Source organism: Nocardiopsis lucentensis DSM 44048, assembly GCF_000341125.1.
GTDB lineage: Bacteria > Actinomycetota > Actinomycetes > Streptosporangiales > Streptosporangiaceae > Nocardiopsis > Nocardiopsis lucentensis.
In genome coordinates this window covers 1-17,807 of record NZ_ANBC01000112.1, presented here as the reverse complement: position 1 = coordinate 17,807, position 17,807 = coordinate 1, and the positions used below count along the sequence as shown (strand labels likewise).

The 17,807-nt window shown below is 67.6% G+C and carries 14 protein-coding genes and 1 pseudogene (1 of these 15 running past the window's edge); 7 read left to right on the top strand and 8 right to left on the bottom strand.

Features of this window, described 5'->3' with window-relative positions:
- A protein-coding gene (gene pglW / locus D471_RS0103500) for a BREX system serine/threonine kinase PglW (RefSeq protein ID WP_017597342.1) crosses the window boundary here: on the bottom strand, positions 1-1,120 show its 5' portion. Its footprint begins 3,116 nt before the window's first position; the window shows 1,120 of its 4,236 coding nt (coding positions 1-1,120); it begins with the start codon at positions 1,118-1,120; its stop codon lies beyond the left edge, outside the window.
- A gap of 273 nt (positions 1,121-1,393) precedes the next feature.
- On the opposite strand from pglW, the pseudogene D471_RS41555 reads away from it, so the two are divergent.
- Both D471_RS41555 and D471_RS42445 read left to right on the top strand, forming a co-directional pair.
- Positions 1,394-3,043, top strand: a pseudogene (locus D471_RS41555) (DNA/RNA helicase domain-containing protein).
- Positions 2,944-3,318: a DNA/RNA helicase domain-containing protein gene (locus tag D471_RS42445; protein WP_338045315.1), complete on the top strand. Its 375-nt coding sequence runs from the start codon at positions 2,944-2,946 to the stop codon at positions 3,316-3,318. Before D471_RS41555 ends, D471_RS42445 begins: the two are co-directional and overlap by 100 nt.
- A 285-nt stretch (positions 3,319-3,603) precedes the next feature.
- Here D471_RS42445 and D471_RS0103490 read toward each other — a convergent pair whose 3' ends face one another.
- The 5 genes from D471_RS0103490 to D471_RS0103470 form a co-directional block, all read right to left on the bottom strand.
- A complete protein-coding gene (locus D471_RS0103490; RefSeq protein WP_017597339.1) occupies positions 3,604-6,306 on the bottom strand; it encodes a DUF4132 domain-containing protein in 2,703 nt (900 codons plus the stop codon).
- 2 nt (positions 6,307-6,308) lie between these two features.
- Entirely contained in the window at positions 6,309-6,704 is a 396-nt protein-coding gene (locus D471_RS0103485) for a hypothetical protein (RefSeq protein WP_017597338.1), read from the bottom strand.
- Between the two features lie 94 nt (positions 6,705-6,798).
- The gene (locus D471_RS0103480) at positions 6,799-7,509 is read right to left on the bottom strand and encodes a DUF5710 domain-containing protein (RefSeq protein WP_017597337.1); all 711 of its coding nucleotides are present in this window, start codon (positions 7,507-7,509) and stop codon (positions 6,799-6,801) included.
- A 224-nt stretch (positions 7,510-7,733) separates the two neighbouring features.
- Entirely contained in the window at positions 7,734-7,967 is a 234-nt protein-coding gene (locus D471_RS0103475; protein ID WP_017597336.1) for a hypothetical protein, read from the bottom strand.
- Between the two features lie 149 nt (positions 7,968-8,116).
- Complete coding sequence (locus D471_RS0103470) at positions 8,117-8,542, bottom strand: hypothetical protein (RefSeq protein ID WP_017597335.1); 426 nt, start codon at positions 8,540-8,542, stop codon at positions 8,117-8,119.
- 470 nt (positions 8,543-9,012) lie between these two features.
- Here D471_RS0103470 and D471_RS0103465 point away from each other — a divergent pair, with 470 nt between their 5' ends.
- Together D471_RS0103465 and D471_RS0103460 are read left to right on the top strand one after the other, a co-directional pair.
- Positions 9,013-9,429 (top strand): hypothetical protein, encoded by a 417-nt coding sequence (locus D471_RS0103465; RefSeq protein WP_241479557.1) that lies wholly within the window; start codon positions 9,013-9,015, stop codon positions 9,427-9,429.
- A gap of 18 nt (positions 9,430-9,447) precedes the next feature.
- Positions 9,448-10,779, top strand: a complete 1,332-nt coding sequence (locus tag D471_RS0103460; protein WP_017597333.1) for an adenine nucleotide alpha hydrolase family protein — start codon at positions 9,448-9,450, stop codon at positions 10,777-10,779.
- Between the two features lie 18 nt (positions 10,780-10,797).
- Here the strand turns inward: D471_RS0103460 and D471_RS0103455 are convergent, their stop codons facing one another.
- Both D471_RS0103455 and D471_RS0103450 read right to left on the bottom strand, forming a co-directional pair.
- Complete coding sequence (locus tag D471_RS0103455) at positions 10,798-12,687, bottom strand: DNA/RNA helicase domain-containing protein (protein WP_017597332.1); 1,890 nt, start codon at positions 12,685-12,687, stop codon at positions 10,798-10,800.
- The gene (locus D471_RS0103450; protein ID WP_017597331.1) at positions 12,687-13,649 is read right to left on the bottom strand and encodes a hypothetical protein; all 963 of its coding nucleotides are present in this window, start codon (positions 13,647-13,649) and stop codon (positions 12,687-12,689) included. The genes D471_RS0103455 and D471_RS0103450 overlap by 1 nt, the downstream gene beginning before the upstream one ends.
- Positions 13,650-13,931: 282 nt before the next feature.
- Between D471_RS0103450 and D471_RS0103445 the strand changes: the two genes are divergently transcribed.
- From D471_RS0103445 to D471_RS0103435, 3 genes are all read left to right on the top strand, one after another.
- Positions 13,932-15,797 (top strand): DUF2075 domain-containing protein, encoded by a 1,866-nt coding sequence (locus tag D471_RS0103445; protein WP_017597330.1) that lies wholly within the window; start codon positions 13,932-13,934, stop codon positions 15,795-15,797.
- 154 nt (positions 15,798-15,951) lie between these two features.
- A complete protein-coding gene (locus D471_RS0103440; protein WP_017597329.1) occupies positions 15,952-16,506 on the top strand; it encodes a hypothetical protein in 555 nt (184 codons plus the stop codon).
- Between the two features lie 92 nt (positions 16,507-16,598).
- Positions 16,599-17,807 (top strand): SWIM zinc finger family protein (locus D471_RS0103435; RefSeq protein ID WP_017597328.1); only part of this gene is annotated, 1,209 nt, incomplete at its 3' end.

Here is a 17,807-nt window from a genome sequence, read left to right as displayed (position 1 = left end):
CGCCGCTGCGCAGCCGCAGACTCTCCCGGGAGGCGACCTGCCAGTCGGCGATGTACAGGCGCGGGTAGGCGCCGTCCATCTCCACCCACACGCTGCGGGCGGCCAGGGCTCGGTGGTAGAGGCGGTTGCGGTGGGCGTGGTTGACCGCCTCGGCGAGCTGGCGGACCATCTCCATCCGCGTGTCGACGTCGAGGTCGTCCCCGTGCTCGGCCATGAAGTGGTCCAGGCGCTGCCAGGAGGAGTGGTGGCGGAAGACGACCGCGGGTCCGAGGTCCTTGCTCGACTCCTCGATGAGGCCGAAGTACTCGGCCTTGACGATGCCCTCGTGCGAGATGCCCTCCAGGGACATGTACTCGCGTTTGGCGGCGCGCTCGACCGACCGGCGTTCGTCCTCGCCGTTGGTCTCGCCGTAGTGGTAGAGGCGCACCCGGCTGATGCCGCCCAACCGCTGGTGCCTGGCCTTGTAGTCGGTCCAGGTGGGCCCGCTGTCGAAGGAGCGCTTCTCCAGGGTGTACTCCCCCAGGGTCAGCGCCCGGTCCATGGGCATGACCCCGATCGTCTCCATGAGGCGGGAGACGTTCCTGAGGAAGCCGGGGTCGACCTGGCGCTGGGGGGCGCCCAGGAGTCCGCTCCAGATGCCCGGCAGGCCGGTCTGGTGCTCCAGCCCCTCACGGCCGTAGACCTTGGCCTTCTGCACCTCGTCGAAGTCGCAGCGCAACCCCTCGTCGGAGAGGAACACCCCCGCCTCGATGAAGGGGACCTTCACACCGCGCAGGCCGAGCTTGTCGACCGCCCACTGCAGGCGGCTCTTGAGCTCCTTGGCCTTGAGGTCGGTCAGGTGCAGCGGGTTGGTGATGGTCCTGCGGTGCCCGTTGGTGAAGATCCACTCGCTGCCGTGGTTGGCGGCCCGGCCCTGGTGGCTCTTGATCTCGACGAGGAAGACCCCTCGGGGGGTGACGGCGAACAGGTCGCACTCGCGGATGCGCTGGTTGCGGGCGGTGAAGGTGAACCCGGCCCAGGCCCGGTAGGGCTCCCGGTCGGGGAAGTGCGCGCGGACGTGCTCGAGGGCGGACTGCTCCCAGGGGAACTCCGAGGGTTTTCCCCACCATCGGTTCGCCATCCGGCTCCGCCTTTCCGCTCCGTGCCCGCTCGACCGCCCATCAAGCATAGGGGTGGAGCACGACGGAGGCGGGTGCCGTTGGTCCCGGGGTTCCGGGCGGGACCGATGGCATCTGGGAAACGAGTACCGCATCGGTTACGGAAAGTGTCGATCTGATCGAAGCGAGCAAGACTGACTGTCGCACTCGATCGCTAATGTGTCATTTGACCGTTTAGCGGCTGTACGTTCCGCTCCAGAACCTCTCCCGAGGGAGCCCTCTTGTTCGCCGTTCGCATGTCGGCCAAAGAGATGCAGGCCGTGCCTCCGAAGCGACTGGCTGAGAAGGTGTGTGCAGCGGTGACCTTCCAGATACGCCGGGCGCCTCGGGAGTCCGAGATCCTGTCATGGGAGAACAGTCTCCCGGCGTTGGCGAACGATCTGGTCAAGACTGGTCTCGGCGATGTCGAGGTCCTCGTCGAGTGCAAGCTCCCCGGCAACAACCGTCGTGTCGACGTCATCCTGTGCGGGGTCATGCCCGGCTCGGGTGGTGACAGCTTCGTCGTGGTGGAACTCAAGCAGTGGACCGAGGTCAGCGCGATCGTTGATGATCCGATCAACGTGGACGTCACCGGCGTGCCCGGACGGAAAAGAAAGCACCCAGTTCATCAGGTGCGCGAGTACTGCCGCCAACTCCTCGAGCAGGTGAGCGCGATAGAGCGCTCACCGGGCTGCCTGCGTGGCGTGGTCTACCTCCACAACGCCTCCCGCGTGCATGTCGACGACCTGTACGGAGGCTCCCACCCCACACACGGGCTGGTCTTCAGCCAGAGCGAACGTGACGCCTTCCTCCGATTCCTGCGCAGCCGGCTGACGCCCGACCCTGGTTCGGTCAGCGCCGATCGTCTGCTGAACTCCCGGGTCCGCCCGGGCCGGGCGGCGACGGCACTGAACGCCACCCAGATCGCGCGAAGACGCCAGTTCCGTCTGCTCGCCGAGCAACAGGAGGCCTTCCAGCTGGCGCTGCGAACCGTGGAGGAGTCCCGGCAGGACGACCACAAGCGCATCGTCGTCGTCACCGGCGGCCCAGGGAGCGGCAAGAGCGTCATCGCGTTGGAGCTGCTGGGGGAGTTCACCCGGCTGGGTTACGGAGTCCGACACGCGACAGGGTCGTACGCCTTCACCGAGAACATCAAGAAGACGGTCTGCGGCGGCAGGGAGAACGTGTCGTTCCGGGACCTGTTCGGGTACTTCTCAGGGTTCGGGGACGCACGGCGCAACGACCTGGACGTGCTGATCTGCGACGAGGCCCACCGGATCCGGGAACGCTCCGACACCTGACGAACGCGCAAGAGCCTGCGCTCCGGCAGGCCGCAGATCGAGGAACTGGTGGACGCGGCGCGCGTTCCCGTGTTCCTGTTGGACGAGAACCAGGTGGTGCGCAAGAACGAACTCGGATCACTCGCGGAGATCACGAAATACGCCGAACAACGCGGGCTCGAGGTCCGCCACGTGGAGCTGAAGGGGTTGTTCCGCTGTGGCGGGAGCGATGCCTACGACGAGTGGGTACGCGGGTTCCTCGGCCTGTCGGAGGAACCGCCCTTCGCCTGGGAGGACGACGGTGCCTTCACCCTCCGGTTGGCGGACTCCCCCTCCGAACTGGAGCGAGAGCTGCGCCGGCTCAACGACGAGCACGCCTCGGCACGCATCACAGCGGGCTTCTGCTGGCCGTGGAGCAAACCGACCGAGGACGGCGGGTTGGTGCCGGATGTGCGGATCGAGGACTGGTCCATGCCGTGGAACAACTCATCCGACAAGTACGTCCAGGGATCCCCTCCGCGTGCTCTGTGGGCCACCGATCCCGGGGCATCGATCAGGTGGGCTGTATCTACACGGCCCAGGGATTCGAGTATGACTGGGCCGGCGTCATCATCGGTCCGGACGTGAAGTTCCTCGACGGTCACCTGACCACCGACAACCGAGCCAACAAGGACCGCGGGGTTCCCCGCTCCTCGCTCACCGAGGAACAGGCCTCGCCGTACATCCGGAACAGCTACAAGGTGTTGCTGACCCGAGCCATGGTGGGTGCGGTCCTCTACGCGACGGACCCGCGGACCCAGGCGTACCTGAAGGGGTTGGTTCCGCCCCTCGAAAGGCGTTTCGTCCCCGCCGTCACCCGCCGACTCCCCCAAGGTGAGCAGATGTCCCTGTTCGACACATGACCTGAGGCCGCGTGTCCCAACCGTGTTCGGTGACCGGAAGCGGACACGAACGCGCACGCGCGGTCGTCGCCGGGCACACCGAGGGCGACCATCGAAGCGGAACACCCTGCGGTCACTCCGATATGCGGTTGGACGGTGGTACGGCCCGCCTTCCCGTCAGGTCCCGACGACAGCATCCCGTCGGAATTCGACGACAGAGGTCTCGCCGCGACCTGGACCCCGGCCGCTTCCACGGCCGGGGTCCGCTGAGTGTCGTCCAGACGCACACGGCCCGCCGACGCTCCCCTACCCGTCCAGTCCGCGGCGGATCTGCCTGGTGATGCTCGCGTCCTCGATGGCGCTGTCCTTGGCCAGCATCAGAGCCTTGGACAGGATCAGCGCCAGGCGACCGCCGTCCTGCTCGAAGGGCAGGAACACCCCCGGCCCCTTCTCCTTGCTCGAAGGCACCACGCAGAGGTAGGAGTCGTCCGGCTCCATCAGGATGTTGGCGCTGCCCAGGTGGATCCGGTAGGAACGCAGGTCTCCGCGCACCCGCAGGAAGCGGCCGTCGATCTCCAACCGGTCGGCCGCGCTCAGCCTCGGCAGCAGCCGCTCCAGTGCCTCGCGCCGCACGACCGCGTTCTCGGTGAGTTCACCGAAGGCCGTCTCACGCCAGTAGCGCAGGTGGGCGCCCTCCCCCCGGTCGACCCACTGGGGATCGGCCGCGATCGATGACACCCCCACCGCCAGATCCACGTCGCGCATCGCCTCGGACAGCACCAGTGTCGGCACCTCGGCCAGCGGGGCGGGCTCTCTCTCGCCCGCACGGTGGAAGCGGACCTGGTCGGTGCCGCAGTGCAGGACGGGATCGATCTCGTCCTTGTCGGCCAGGGCGATGTCGAGGGTGACGCGCCAGGAGGTCCCGCTCTCCCGGTCGGTGTAGACGCACTCGGCGGGGCCGTCCTCGCCGCCGTGCCAGCCGCCCAACTGGTGGACGCTCCACCCGCGCTCGTTCAACAGGACCCTGGCCTGCCCGTACCTGAGGATGTGGGCGGCGTAGCGGTTGGAGTAGACCCGGGTGGCCTCCTCCGCCGGTGTGAGCAGGTAGATCTCCCGGTACGCCTGTTTGACGGGCTGGGCGATCTCCCGGTCGGTCAGATGTCCCCGCCACCGGTGCACCGTCTCCGGTTGGCTCCGCACTGGGTGCCACAGCCGCACCCGGGCGCCGTCGTCCAGGGTCGCGGTGTGCGCGACCACGGCCCCGTCGGGGTCGAGGAGGCGCCAGTGGTCGCCGTCGACCTCGGGCAGCCCGCACACCCAGGTCCGACCGGCGTCCTCGCTCACCTCCCACAGCAGCCGTCGGGCGAGCGCCCCGGTGACCGGGTGGTCGAGATAGTGGCGGACCCAGGACACGGCGTCCCACACCCGGCCCTGAGCCAGAAACCCCTCCAGACGAACCCGTTCGGCCGCCACCGCCTGACGCAGTTCCTTGAGCTCGGCCCGCAGCGCCTTGGCCTCGTCGGGATGCGACTTCCGCAGGGACGCGGGTGGGCTGGCGACGGGACGCCCCTTCGCGGAGACGAAACCCAGCGCGGCGGTACCGTCCGCGCCCAGGGCCACGGTGACCGGGTGCTCGCCCAGCAGGTCGGTCCGAACCCCGTACCGGTCCAATCCGAAGTCGGGGACGGTGCGTTCCAGCAGTTCCTCCCCGGTGATGCCCAGCCGGTCGGCGATCTCGCCCAGGGCCTTGTCGATCGCCTTCAGCAGGGTCTTCTTCTTGACCCGCGCGCGGATCCGGGCGAGGACGGCGACCGCCTCGTCGGTGCCGCGCGCGGCCAGGACACGGACGCAGGCCAGGGCCGTGCGTTCGGACCGCAGCTGCTTGGAGCCGCCCGGCCCGGTCCCGGTGAACACCGCGAGACGTTCCAGCAGGGGCAGCGGCCAGGTGTCGTCCTCCGAGGCAAGCTCCTCCACCGCCCACGCCAGGCCGTTGACGATGTTGTGCACGTGGAACATGAAGTAGGTGACGCCCGGGTCCGGCGGCGTACGCGGCACCACCTCGACCAGGCGCCGCAGCACGTCCTGCGCGTCGGGAAGCGCGGCCAATCTGCGTCGAAGCCCTTCACACCACTCACGGGTGGGCCGAGCACTGGGCGAAACCAGGAAGTGGACGAACAGCTCCGCCAGGCCGGGATGAGTGACCAGCGAGGGCTCACGCTCGCGCAGCAGATCGCCGAACTGGTCCCCTTCCAGTAGGACGTGGTCAACCGCCAAGGGGGAGCCCAGCCGGAGGAGGAGCAGCAGTGCACGCCCGTGGGGATGAAGATGGTCGGCTTTGAAACCGAATAGGCGATCCCCGCGCTCCTGGCAACGGGCCCGGTACTCCTCCAACTGTTCCGTGCAGGGGGCCAGGACGTCGTCCTCCACCCGCTCGCAGACATCGATGGGGGCGTGTTGGTGGGTGACGCCGTGCGCCTCCGCGTACAGGAGCAGGGAGAGCAGGGCGCTGTCCCAGGGCAGCGCCATGCGGGACAGGGTGGACGCGGTGCGTTGGTGGGTGGCGGAGAAGTAGACGTTCTGGAGGTGTCGCTCATCGACCTCGGTGTGTCGGCGGTGGCAGTCGTTCAGCATGGACCAGAACGCCAGGCGCACCCTCAGTGCCGCGTCGCACCGGTCGATCACCTCGCGCAGCGGGGTGCCCGGTCTGAGCGTGGTGATGGAATCCTTCCTCTCGAAACCCTGATCAGGGCTGTTGGTCACCCAGTCGGACACGTGGGCCTGCACGACCCGGTCGCACTCCTCGATCAGCTCCGGCAGACCGGGGGCGTACAGCCGGCCCAGGACCTCCTCGACCTGCTCGGGCAGCGTGCTCCGCCAGGAAGTCCTTCCTCTGGCGTCGATGCCCAGGGCGAACTCCTCGGCGGTCCGCTTCGCCCACTCCAGCGCCGCGGGTGAGGGGGTGATCGAGGCGAAGGGCGGGGTCGCAGCCGCAGTGGTGCTCTCGGTCATGGTCAGCCACCCGCCAGCGGGATGAGCTTGACGAACACGATCTCGGGTTCGCCGGTCAGGTCGACGCTCTCGGCCAGGGACTCCACCTGGCGGTCGCCGACGATGAGCACGAACCGCTGCTTCTCGAAGGCCCGCTCGGCCAGGTCGGCCTGTTCCTCCCAGTCCACGGCCGGCCGTTCGGTCCGCCGGGCCGCGGTGTTGAGCTCGCGTTCGACGGCGGTGGGGGCCACTAGGCCCTGGAAGGGAAGGGACCCGTCGAGGTTGTATCGGGCGACCTCCTCCCGCACGTGCGTCCGGACCAGCTCACGGGCGGTGATCCGGTCGGGAAGGTCGGGCAGTTCGAGAACAGGGCCGGTGGCGCCAAGCGGGCTCTCGACCCGAAGGTGGGCTCGGGGCATGGGGGTGGTTCCTCTCCTTCGCCAGCGCGGGGCGTCGCGTGCCGGGCCACGCTAGCGGAGGGAACCGACAGACCCACCGAGCCCCCGACCTCCGTCACCACGACGACCGTTGGCGCTGGAGTTCGGCCCGGGCCTCCTCCGCCCGGCGCAGCGCGTCGGGCGGAGGCTGGACGGTGATCCCCACTCCCGTCAGCATGCTCAGGTCCAGCTCCCACACCGCTCGCGAACGGCGTTCCCACAGTGCGAACGCCTCGCGGACGTGGCGCTGGGCCGCTCCGGGCGAGGCTCCGGTCACCGCGATCAGATGGGCCATCGCCTCGGCGGCGATCCCCTTCACCTGGGCGAGGCCGAAGTGGGTGACGGTGTGGCAGGGCGTGCAGACGCAGATCAACCGCCGCAGGGTCTGCGTCCCGCAGCGTTCGTCGAAGGTCCACCGCTCGTGCACCTCCAACCACCGCCGCGCCTCGCGGTCGGCGGCGGCCCCGCAGATCTCGCACACCTGCCCCGCACGGTCCACGACCATGCGGCGCAGCCGCTCCCAGTCCCGCTGCGACACGCACGAGCGCACGTTCGTGAACCAGCAGGTGCTGGGCACCAGATCGACGAACAGCCCCGAACCGAGCGAGCGGTCCTCCCCGGGGAGCAGGTCGGGGATGTCGGGCCGGGCCGACCAGCGCTCCAGTCCCGCGATCCCCGGCCGGGGCGCGTACCAGCGGCGCACCCGCGGATCCCACCGCGCCCCCTCCGCCTTCGCCAGGTCCTTCTCCGCGTACGGGACGTCAAGCCAGATCCGTTCGGCAGGCACCGTGCTCCTTGCTTCAGGTAGGGGATGGGTGACCGGGCAGTGACACTAACGGTTCTCACGAGCGGAAGTCAGTGCCGCCGGGTGGCCGGAAACGGCCACCCGCACGGGCGTTCCAATGTCCCCTTGAGCGAGTCGACTCCGGTTCTCCGAGTTCTCCCGTGGGACGGCCGGACCAGCGGTGGCCGCCCCACACTGCGTTTCCTCAAGGTCTGAGGGCCGCCAGCTCAGGCGACCAGAGTAACCGTGTACCCGAGCGACCTCACCTCGTCGGCCATTCCGGCCGCGGAAAGAAATGACAACTCGGCAATTCCCCTTGCTGCTCCCTTCCCCTGGTAGACGGGGAACAATTGGGAGAAGCCCTGCAACCGGTCATCCTGAAACGGATAAACACTGGGCACGAGGACGCCGCCCGCCTCAGCGCCCATGGACTCATGCGTGCGCTTCACCATGTCGGTCATCTTGTCCCATATCTATTTTTCCACGACCTTTCCGACCTTCCCGCAATACCCTGATGGATCGTGGCCACGCGAACCTACAGTGTGCTCGGGACATTCGTGCGTTCGCCCCTCACCCGAACTCCACCGACCTGCGGGCCTCGTGTCAGCGCTCAGGCGGTCACCACGGAGAAACCGAACTGGACCAACGCCATGATCCCGGAGATGATCGTGGCCGCTGCGGCGAGTGCGGGAACCGTCCTCTTCCAACTGGCCAGAGTCTTCTCTCGAAGTTCTCCCCAGCCGCCCGACGTCACCATCAGTTTCGCCGACTGCCAGCGGTGCTGCTCGATGTGGCACCCCGGGAGGAAGCCGGAGGCGTTGTTTCGGCAACGGGTCTTGTCGCGGTTCCAGGCTCCACACGGCAAGGGCATCTGGAAAAAGACGTAGAGGACGGAGAGCGACGCCGCGACGGCGATCCACATCGGCCCGACCTCGGGCAGGAACCATCCGAGCAAGGCGAACAGAATGACGGCCACACCCCAGTAGCGCATGGCACCGCGCCTGGTGTTCTTCTTGGAAGCCATAACCACGATCATCGGCCGCCTACTTTTGGGCGGACAAGTGACATTGGTCCTTCAACACTGGCCGCTCCAGGACAAGGAGAGAAGGTGTGAATGAGGCGCCATACGGGAAACCCGAATCATCCATACGCGACCGACGTACCTCCGACTTCACACAGACCCCAAGGCAACCCCACCAGGATCGAACTCGGAGCATCAAACTTACTTTCCCTCGACGGCGACGCAAATAACACCGCAAGGCATATTGACCGAAATGAGCCAGATGGCGATCATATCTTGCCTTTTCTTACTCTTTCGTTCATTCTCGAAACCAGGTTCGGCTTCAGAAAGGCAGAAGGGTGCCAGACGACGACCGACACACGTTCGACCGCATTCGCACTCTCGACCGATTGTGCACGAAGATCAGGAATCACTCTCTCACCGCAGGTGAGGAGGCCGAGGATGGTGGACAGCCACCCCTCCCGTTCCTCGACGTCGACTCACGCGTGAGAAGGACCGTCCGCGACACGGTGGAGAAACTCGGCCCACCCGACCTGGACACGGCCAGCGAGAGGGTCAGGGAACTGGCGAACCGACTACTCACCGAGGGGCCGAACGCGCTCGACCTGTGCGCTGGTTACCGGTCGTCCGGAATGGACGCCCTCCTCGACCGGGCGATCAGCGTGGTGCTGTCCGCACACGACCCGACCACTCTGTTGGGCATGGACGGCGGCGAACTGGCCGCCCTCGTCGGGGAGGAGTTCGCCCGTGGTGTGATCCGCCGCTACGCCGTGGACCGGTTCGCCCCGTTCCAGCAGGAGGAGGGCCTGGGCATCGACGGATTCCTGGATTTCCTCGAGCTCGCCGACCTCACCTTCGGCACCGCCCTGCTACGCGGTCTGATCGATGACATCCTCCGATAATCCCTCCTGGAGGTCCACGTGCCCGACCCGACGACGCCGACGGTGCACCTGAGTTCCCACCTCGAACCGGATCCGCAGGCCCTCGATCTCTCCCGAGACGTGACCGCGACCATCCCCCGGTACGTCCGCGCCTCCCTGTCCCCCGGCGACCGCCGCGCCGACCTGTGGTGGATCGCCGCGGCCTGCTTCGCGGTCGACCGGCAGCTCAAGCGCCCGCACGGTCGGCTGTGGCGTCAGGGTGAGGAGTGGACGCGGAAAATCCACGCCAGGATCCCGGTCAGCGATCCGGTCTGGTGGTCCGAACACGCCCCCCTGGTGAGCCGGCTCCTCGACTGGCTCACGGCAGACCGGTGGCGCCTGGAGTTCGTCGCCGGTCCCCAGCCGGAGCCCTTCGTCCAGGAGACCCTGGACGAAGGGCTCTTCGACCAAGGGGACGCGGTCGCGCTCTTCTCCGGTGGGCTCGACTCCGTCAGCGGGCTGATCGCCGATCTGGAGGAAGGAGCGGACACCTTCTGTACCGTCTCCGTCAGCACCAATGACAGGATGACGGCGCTGCAGCGGAGGATCTTCGACCGGGTCCGCGGGCACAACGCCCGATTGCGGGAGGCGCACCACTTCGTGCTGCGGGTCCGGCCCACCCCCAGGGAGAGCACGGCCCGCACACGGGGTCTCGTGTTCCTCACCGCCGGGGTCGTCGCCGCGCTGGCCCGGGACAGGACGTGTCTGCGGCTCTACGAGAACGGGCCGGGTGCGTTGAACCTGGCCCTGTCCCAGGCACAGGTGGGAGCCCAGTCCGCACGTGCGGTGCACCCCAGGACGCTCCAGTACATGGAGACTCTGGCGAGCGCGGTCCACGAGGACGCGTTCACCATCGTGAACCGCTGTATGGGGTTGACGAAGGCACGGATGGTCGCCCGAGTTCCCCCTCGCTACGACCAGGCCCTACTCGAGTCGGTGTCCTGCGACACCGGATTCGCCCACCACGTGGGCCACGGACAGGTAGGCAGCGGCACCGGTTCGCGGCCCGCGCACTGCGGAGGGTGCAGTTCGTGCGTCCTGCGCAGGCAGGCGCTGGCGGCCGCGGGCAGGGGTACCGGACTCCCCCAGCGCGGGGTCCCCAAACACAAGCGGGAGCACCACGCGCTCATGGGGTGGCAGGTCGCACGTCTCAGGCACGCGATGCGCGACGGGTTGTCGTGGCGGCGCATGGTCCAGGAGTTCCCCGACCTGGTGTGCGACCCGGGTTCGTTCGATCCCGCGAGGCGACGGGAACTCCTGGACCTGTTCCGCGACTACGCGCGGGAGTGGGACCTGCCCTCCGTCATCGAGGAGTTCGGCGTCCGAGGGTGACCTCACCGGGCATCGATGTCACGCCCCATGGACGAGGGAGGTGAGGAACTCCTGGGTCTCCCTGTCAGTGGAGTACAACCGGCACGAGCCCATTCCCCGAGTCATGAGGACGCGGTAGATGTTCCTGGCCAGGTCGAAGTACTCTTCACGACCGACCGACCGCATGTGGGGGTCACGGCTCTCCCCGGGATCCGCCACCCACTGCCCGTTCCTGCGGACCAGGTCCGGACCGAGGATCACCCCGGCGTCGTCGTATTCGAGTCCTTGAGCGGTGTACACGCAGCCGATCTGTTCCACACCGCCGGGATGCGTCGCCCAGAACTGGCTCTTGGGGAACTCGACCTCCCCGTTCGGGCGTTCCCGCTGATCGTGCAGGTTCCACGGCCGTGCCCAGTGGTGGGTCCGACCCGTGTGCGGGTCCTTCCATTCGATGGACACTCCTGGGAGGTCGAGGCCCGGAGCCGGGGACGACCAACTCCAGCAGTAACCAGCGCTGATCCGGGCCTTCCTCTCCTGTTCCAGGCACTCGCGCATCCACCGCTCCATCTCCGAGGGGTTGTCGACCACGTCCACGTCGTAGTCCATGCCCTGCCAGGGATGGGGTTCCCCGTACAAGAGCGAGTCGACCCATGTGACGAACCGCCGTGATCCGTTGCAGCGAAAGCTTCCGCGCAGTTCGTGGGAGACCACCTCGATTCGCTCCTGCTCCCGCTCACCCAGTCGGTGCACCTCCCACTTCTGGAGGCCTTCCTTGGGACGGATCCGCTGACGTTCGTCGAGGAAGACCACGACCACCGGTACCCGCCTCAGGTGGTAGCCGACATAGGTGTCGAAAGGAGTCCCCGTGCGGGGGAAGCGGTGGGCCTCGTCGATGATCACCAGGTCAGCTTCGCTGACGACGTGACGAGGCTGGCCGAACAGGTCCTGTGAACCCCTCACGTTCTTGGTCGCCTCGCGGAGGTTGCTGTTGAGCGTTCCCGAGGGTGTCAGGTACCTCGCGGAGTTCCGCCCTTCCTTGGTGTAGCTTCCCAGCAGCCGCATCGCGAGGGCGGTCTTTCCACTCCCAGGACGCCCCTGAACCAGGACGATGCTCCTGCGCCCGGTGGCTCGCGCCTCGTCGATCTTCGCCCTGATCTCGAGCAGTGCGTCCTGCTGGTCACCCATGAGAACGAACGACGGATTGCGCTCGATCACGTCGGCGACCATGGAAAGCAGTTCCCTGTTCGGCCGCCACGAGGAGGTTTCGAAGGACTTGACGAGCCGCTCAGTGGCGCCGCGCGCGTCGTCGAGCCGGAACAGAGCCCTGAGCCCTTCCGGGCTCGCCTCCTCCGACACCTGCGTTCCGCTGAGCACCGGACAGCCGTAGTCGGCACGGGACAGACCTCGGAACACCTCGGCCTGCTCTTCGTCGGCGTTGTGGAGGAAGACCAGGCCACGTACGTCCAGGTCCAGTTCGTCGGATCCGAACCAGAGCCGGAGGAATGACGTGTATCCGGCGACCTGGGCCACTGGATGGGTCCGGGTGCTCCCGTCCAGTCGCAGACGGACACGGTCGTGCGTGAGGGTTTCGGCCTCCGTCCACTGCTTGAGTTCCACCACGACGGCGACCAGGTCCTTGGGGCCGCGCTCTCCGATGAGCAGGGCGTCGAAGCGACTGTGCCCTTCGGGAGTGCCGAATTCCAGATAGATCCGCAGTTCGTGGAGGCCGGCTCGGGCCAGGGCGTCCAGGAGAGGAGGCCAGCTCTTGCGCCAGCTCTCGACCTCCGACGCGCCTGGTTCCCCGAAGCCCATGGAGAGGTAGCGGGAACGACAGCGGTCAATGAAGTCGGGCCTTCCGAGCTCTCGGAGGGTGTCACCGACACTGCCCGAGTGCACGAACCGCAGAGGGGCGGGAGTGGGTTGCGGCATCAGCTCTCTTTCACTTCGGCGATGTTCTTCCTGTGCCAGGCGAAGTACTGGGCGCTGGAACCGTTGTAGGCCAAGCAACGCTCTCCGAGCCGTTGGACAGCGCCGGACAGGTCCGGGAAGGATTGAGCCTCGGCCGTCGACTGGATCGACCCGTCATCGGCGACGTAGACGTAGCCGTGCTCGAAGAGGGAGTCGCACCCGAGGACGCAGGCGAACATGACGTTGTTGAGGTCGCCCCGTTCCTCGTGGGAACTCACACTGCGCCGCTTGATGTGGGCGGTGTGCACCAGCCTCTTGGGCAACAGCAGCTGGCACAGGTCACAGTGGACCTCGCTCCTGCCAGCGAGCTTCTGACGACGCAGTGCTTTTTGTTCCGTGCGCGCGAGAACGTAGGCCGGGCGGTCCGTGACCGGAGGCAGGTCAAGGGCGGAAGCGTCCGCGGGGTCCTCGGAGTCGCCAGAAATATCTGCGGGCTTTCCCGCCTCGACCAGTTCCTTTCCCCACTGCCGTAGGGCGCCCGCCAGGAGCTTCTCCATGAAGGAGTTCTCGTTCGCGGGACGTCGCGCGGCCCCCTTGGCGCTGGCCGAGCGGCGCAGTGCCTCCCACGCCTCCTCGCCGACGTCGTCCCTGCCGACCTGCTCCCACACGCCCAGTACGTCCAGGGGCACGCGGTACGGGTAGACGTCGTCATTCCAGACCTGGGTGTGGTCCTGGTACAGCTCGCCCGTCAGGCGGGTGACGAACAACTCGGACACCGTCCGGTCCCGCGCCTCCTCCACGTTGATCCTGCCCAGACCCAGGAAACCGAGGACGAGGTAGTCACCCTCTCGCAGTGACTGGAGCACCGGCAGGTGGGACTTGCCCTCCGCGGTCTTGGACTTCCAGCCCCACACCGACTCCTGGATGCCGGTGTTGAGGTTCTCCCGCCCCTTGTCACCGACGTACACGAAAACCGTGGTCACGGTCCTCCTTCGAACGTGCCGCCTGTCAGCGCCAGAACGCTTCTTTCCTGGCATCACTGAAAAATGTCAGCAAGTGCGCATATGGTACGAGTTGTCTATGACATTGAGGACTCCGCACCAATCGGAGTCATGTCCCCCTCGTGTCTCGTGGAGTGCCGTTCCCCTCGGCAGTGATGTCGTTAGCCTGAGCAGATACGACCTGCGGCCCGACAGGCTTCCCTCCCCCGAAGGACACGCCTCCACCCGCACGACCTCCTCCTTCGTGCTGCCCTGGAGTGTGTCTTGACGGCCTTTCGCCGATCCGCCGCGTCCCTGTCCTCCTTCTCCCCCATGGAGGAAAGGCTCGGCGAACTCCTCGCCGAACACCTGCGGTACGCGACCGGACGGTCCCCCAACCTCTCCGAGATCCGCTCCTGGAACAGGAGCCTGCCCGCGCTGGCCACTGATCTGGTCGACGCCGGGCTGGGCGACGTCGAGATGCTGGTCGAGTACCGCCTGCCGCTGTCCGACAAGCGTGTGGACGTGGTGCTCGCGGGCCACCACCCCGAGACGGACGACCACAGCTACGTGGTCGTCGAACTCAAGCAGTGGAGCGAGGCCGAGTCGTGGGAGGAGGACCCGACCATGGTCCTGGTTCCCCACCAGCCCGGCGGGCCGAGACTGCACCCCGTCCTCCAGGTACGCGACTACTGCTCCTACATCGGCGACTTCGTCTCCTCGATCACCAACCCTGACAAGCAACTCCGGGGCGTGGCCTACCTCCACAACGCCTATGACCCGGCCGTGCGCGACCTCTTCGACCTGTCAGCGGACGACCACGGGCAGCTCTTCACCGCCCAGGGCCGCGGCGCTTTCCTGGACTTCCTCAGGAGCAGACTCACCCCGATGTCCGGCGCCGAGGCGGCCGACCGCCTCCTACGCGGAAAGGTCCGCCCCAGCCAGCAGCTGATGAAGGTGGCTGCGGCCGAAGTCAAGGAGCGCACCCAGTTCACCCTGTTGGACGAACAGCACACCGCCTTCCGCGCCGTCCTGCACGCCGTGGAACGCGCCCACGAGAGCGACCGAAAGCCCGCCGTGATCATCAGCGGCGGGCCGGGGAGCGGCAAGAGCGTCATCGCGCTGTCCCTGCTGGGGGAACTCTCCCGTGACGGCGTCAGCACCCTGCATGCGACGGGCTCGCGGGCCTTCACCACGACCATGCGCAAGGTCGCGGGCAGGCGCAGCCCCCGGGTGCAGAAGCTGTTCACGTACTTCAACAGCTTCATGGAGACCGCCCCGAACCAGTTCGAGGTCCTGATCTGCGATGAGTCGCACCGGATCCGGGAGACCTCGGCCAACCGCTACACGAAGGCGGCGCTGCGGACCGGCCGCCCCCAAGTGGACGAACTCCTGTCCGCGGCACGGGTCCCCGTCTTCCTCCTCGACGAACACCAGGTCGTGCGGCCCGGTGAGATGGGCACCGTGGAGACCATCCGCCAGCACGCCGAGGCCAAAGGACTCGAGGTCCACCACATCGACCTGTCCGGCCAGTTCCGCTGCGGGGGCAGCGCCCTGTACGAGCAGTGGGTCCAACGCCTGCTGGGACTGGCGCCGGGCGGACCGCTCCCCTGGACGGGAGACGACGGCTTCGTCCTGCACACGGCCGACTCCCCCGCCGAGATGGACGCCGCACTGCGGCCCTTCCTGGAACAGGGATACACCGCACGGCTCAGTGCCGGATACTGCTGGCCGTGGAGCAAGGCCGAGAAGGACCGCCCCCTGGAGAACGACGTGCGCATCGGCGGCTGGGAGCGCCCGTGGAACAGCCGTCTGGACCGCTGGCTTCCCGGGGTGCCGCCGAGCGCCCTGTGGGCGACGGAGGAGGGCGGTTTCGACCAGGTCGGGTGCGTGTACACCGCCCAGGGGTTCGAGTACGACTGGTCGGGCGTAATCCTCGGGCCTGACCTGGTGTTCCGCGACGGACAGTTGGTCATCGACCGGAAGGCCAACCGCGACCCCGCGCTGGGGAGGAAGACCTCGGACGAGGAGGCCGAGGCCCTGATCCGCAACACCTACAAGGTGCTGCTGACGCGCGGTATGCAGGGAACCGTCCTGTTCTCGACCGACCCGGAGACCCAGGAGTTCCTGACCGCTCTGACCAAGGTGTGAACAGCGGTCCGGACTCGCCTCCGAGACTCTAGCGAGGCTCGAATTCATCGCCTCTGAACTGCGACTTTCCGTTTGCCCACAGGGGCGGAGCGAGCAAGGAGTGATTCCCGCACCATAGGTGGGGAAGCCGTTCCCCACTCCTTTGTGAGCCGCCGTGATCACCACGTTCTTCCCCTCTGACACCACCCGGTGCCGACTCGAGCGGTCGGCACGCGAACACGCCCTGGCATTGGATCTGGAGAGAGGGTCGTGCGGCGATGGCGTTCCCACCGAGCGCCTCGTCGTCAACTACCTGCGCCACGAGTGCACTGACTACGACCTGGACCAGAGCGGCCCGCGCCACCGTGCGGCGTGCGAGGCGATCGCCACGCGCTTTCCCTGGTTGGCTGAGGAGTGTCAGCGCCAGATCGCCCGGAGGACCGAGGCCGACGCCATGGCTGAGGCGGCGTGGGAGGCCTGGGAGCGGGAGAGGAAAGCCGAACGGGAGCGGCACCGCATCATGGTCGCAGCGTCCCGGGAAGCCGTCGCCGATCTGCGTGTGGGGCAGCGGGTGAGCTTTCCGTACAAGCGCCACCGGTACACCGGCGTCATCACGAAGAAGGGTCGTTCCCGGGTAACGGTCGTCTACCAGATCCGGACCGGTGAGGACCGCGAGCGGGTACGTCTGATCCACGCCTCACTCGTCACACCCGTCACCGAGCAGTCGTGAACCGTCGGCTGACGACCGCTTCCTCCGGACCCACCTTGAGAACGGCACCGTCCACGCACCGCCCACACGGTGACGACGTGTTGAATGGCCGCATGCGCACTTTCTCCAGAGAGGACCTCCTCGAACTCGCCGGTCGGAAGTCCTACGCACGCGGCGTCGACTACGTCTCCCAGGTCACGGGCCTGACCGTCGACGGGAACACGGTGCGCGCCACCGTCACCGGGACCCACTCCTACCGGGTGGAGCTCACCCCGGGCCGGAGAGGTCTCGTCTGGGACTGCGACTGCCCCTGGGCGGAGGAGGGCAACTTCTGCAAGCACTGCGTGGCACTGGGCCTGGTCCACCTGTACAACCTCGAACACGGGGTGGAGGTCCCCTCCGCCCCGGACACCCGCGCGTATCTGGAGTCGCTCGGCCACGGTGAGCTCGTCGACCTGGTGCTGGAGGCCGCTGCCGCCTCACCCGGGCTGCGCCGCCGCCTGGAGATGCGCGCGGCCTCCTCCGGGGACGAGGTCGACACCGCCTCCCTACGGGTCATGGTCGACAGCGCGCTGCGGACCGTCGACCTCGTGGACTACGGCGAGGCACGGGGTTACGCGGACGCGGTCCACGGGGTGGCCGACGAGCTGGCGAACCTCCTCGAACGGGGGATGGCGGCGGAGGCGGAGGAGCTGGGTCGCCGCGCGATCGAACTTTTGGACGAACACGGCGGCATGGTCGACGACTCCGACGGTGGCGTGGGCGAGGCCGCGCACCGGTTCGTGGAGATCCACGTCGGAGCCTGCGCGGAGGCGGGCGTCGATCGCGAGCGGCTCGCGGACTGGCTGCTGGACCGGCAGCTCAACGGGGCCAGCGGCGTTCCGGAGCTGCTGGTGGAGACGTACGCGGACGCACTCGGCGAGGACGGTCTCCGGCACTACGGGCAGGAGCTGGCCCGGATCCGGTCACAACGGCCGGAGGGCGACTGGACCGCACGGTTCCTCATGACCGAGTTCGCCCGGGTCGCGGGCGACACCGACCTGTTGGTGCGGACGTACGCCGCGGACCCGGGACACGTGCACTACTCCGGGATCGTGCGGGCCCTGGACGAGGCGGGCCGCCGGGACGAGGCCCTGGAGTGGGCGCTCAGGGGGCTGGCGGAGGACACGGGTCGACTGGACGAACGGCTCGTCGACTACGCGATCGACGCCTACCGGGACGCCGGACGCGACGAGGAGGTCCAGCGGTTGCGGTGGGAGGTGTTCGAGCGTTCTCCGCAGGTGCGGACCTATCAGAGCCTGCGCGCGGACACCCCGGAGCAC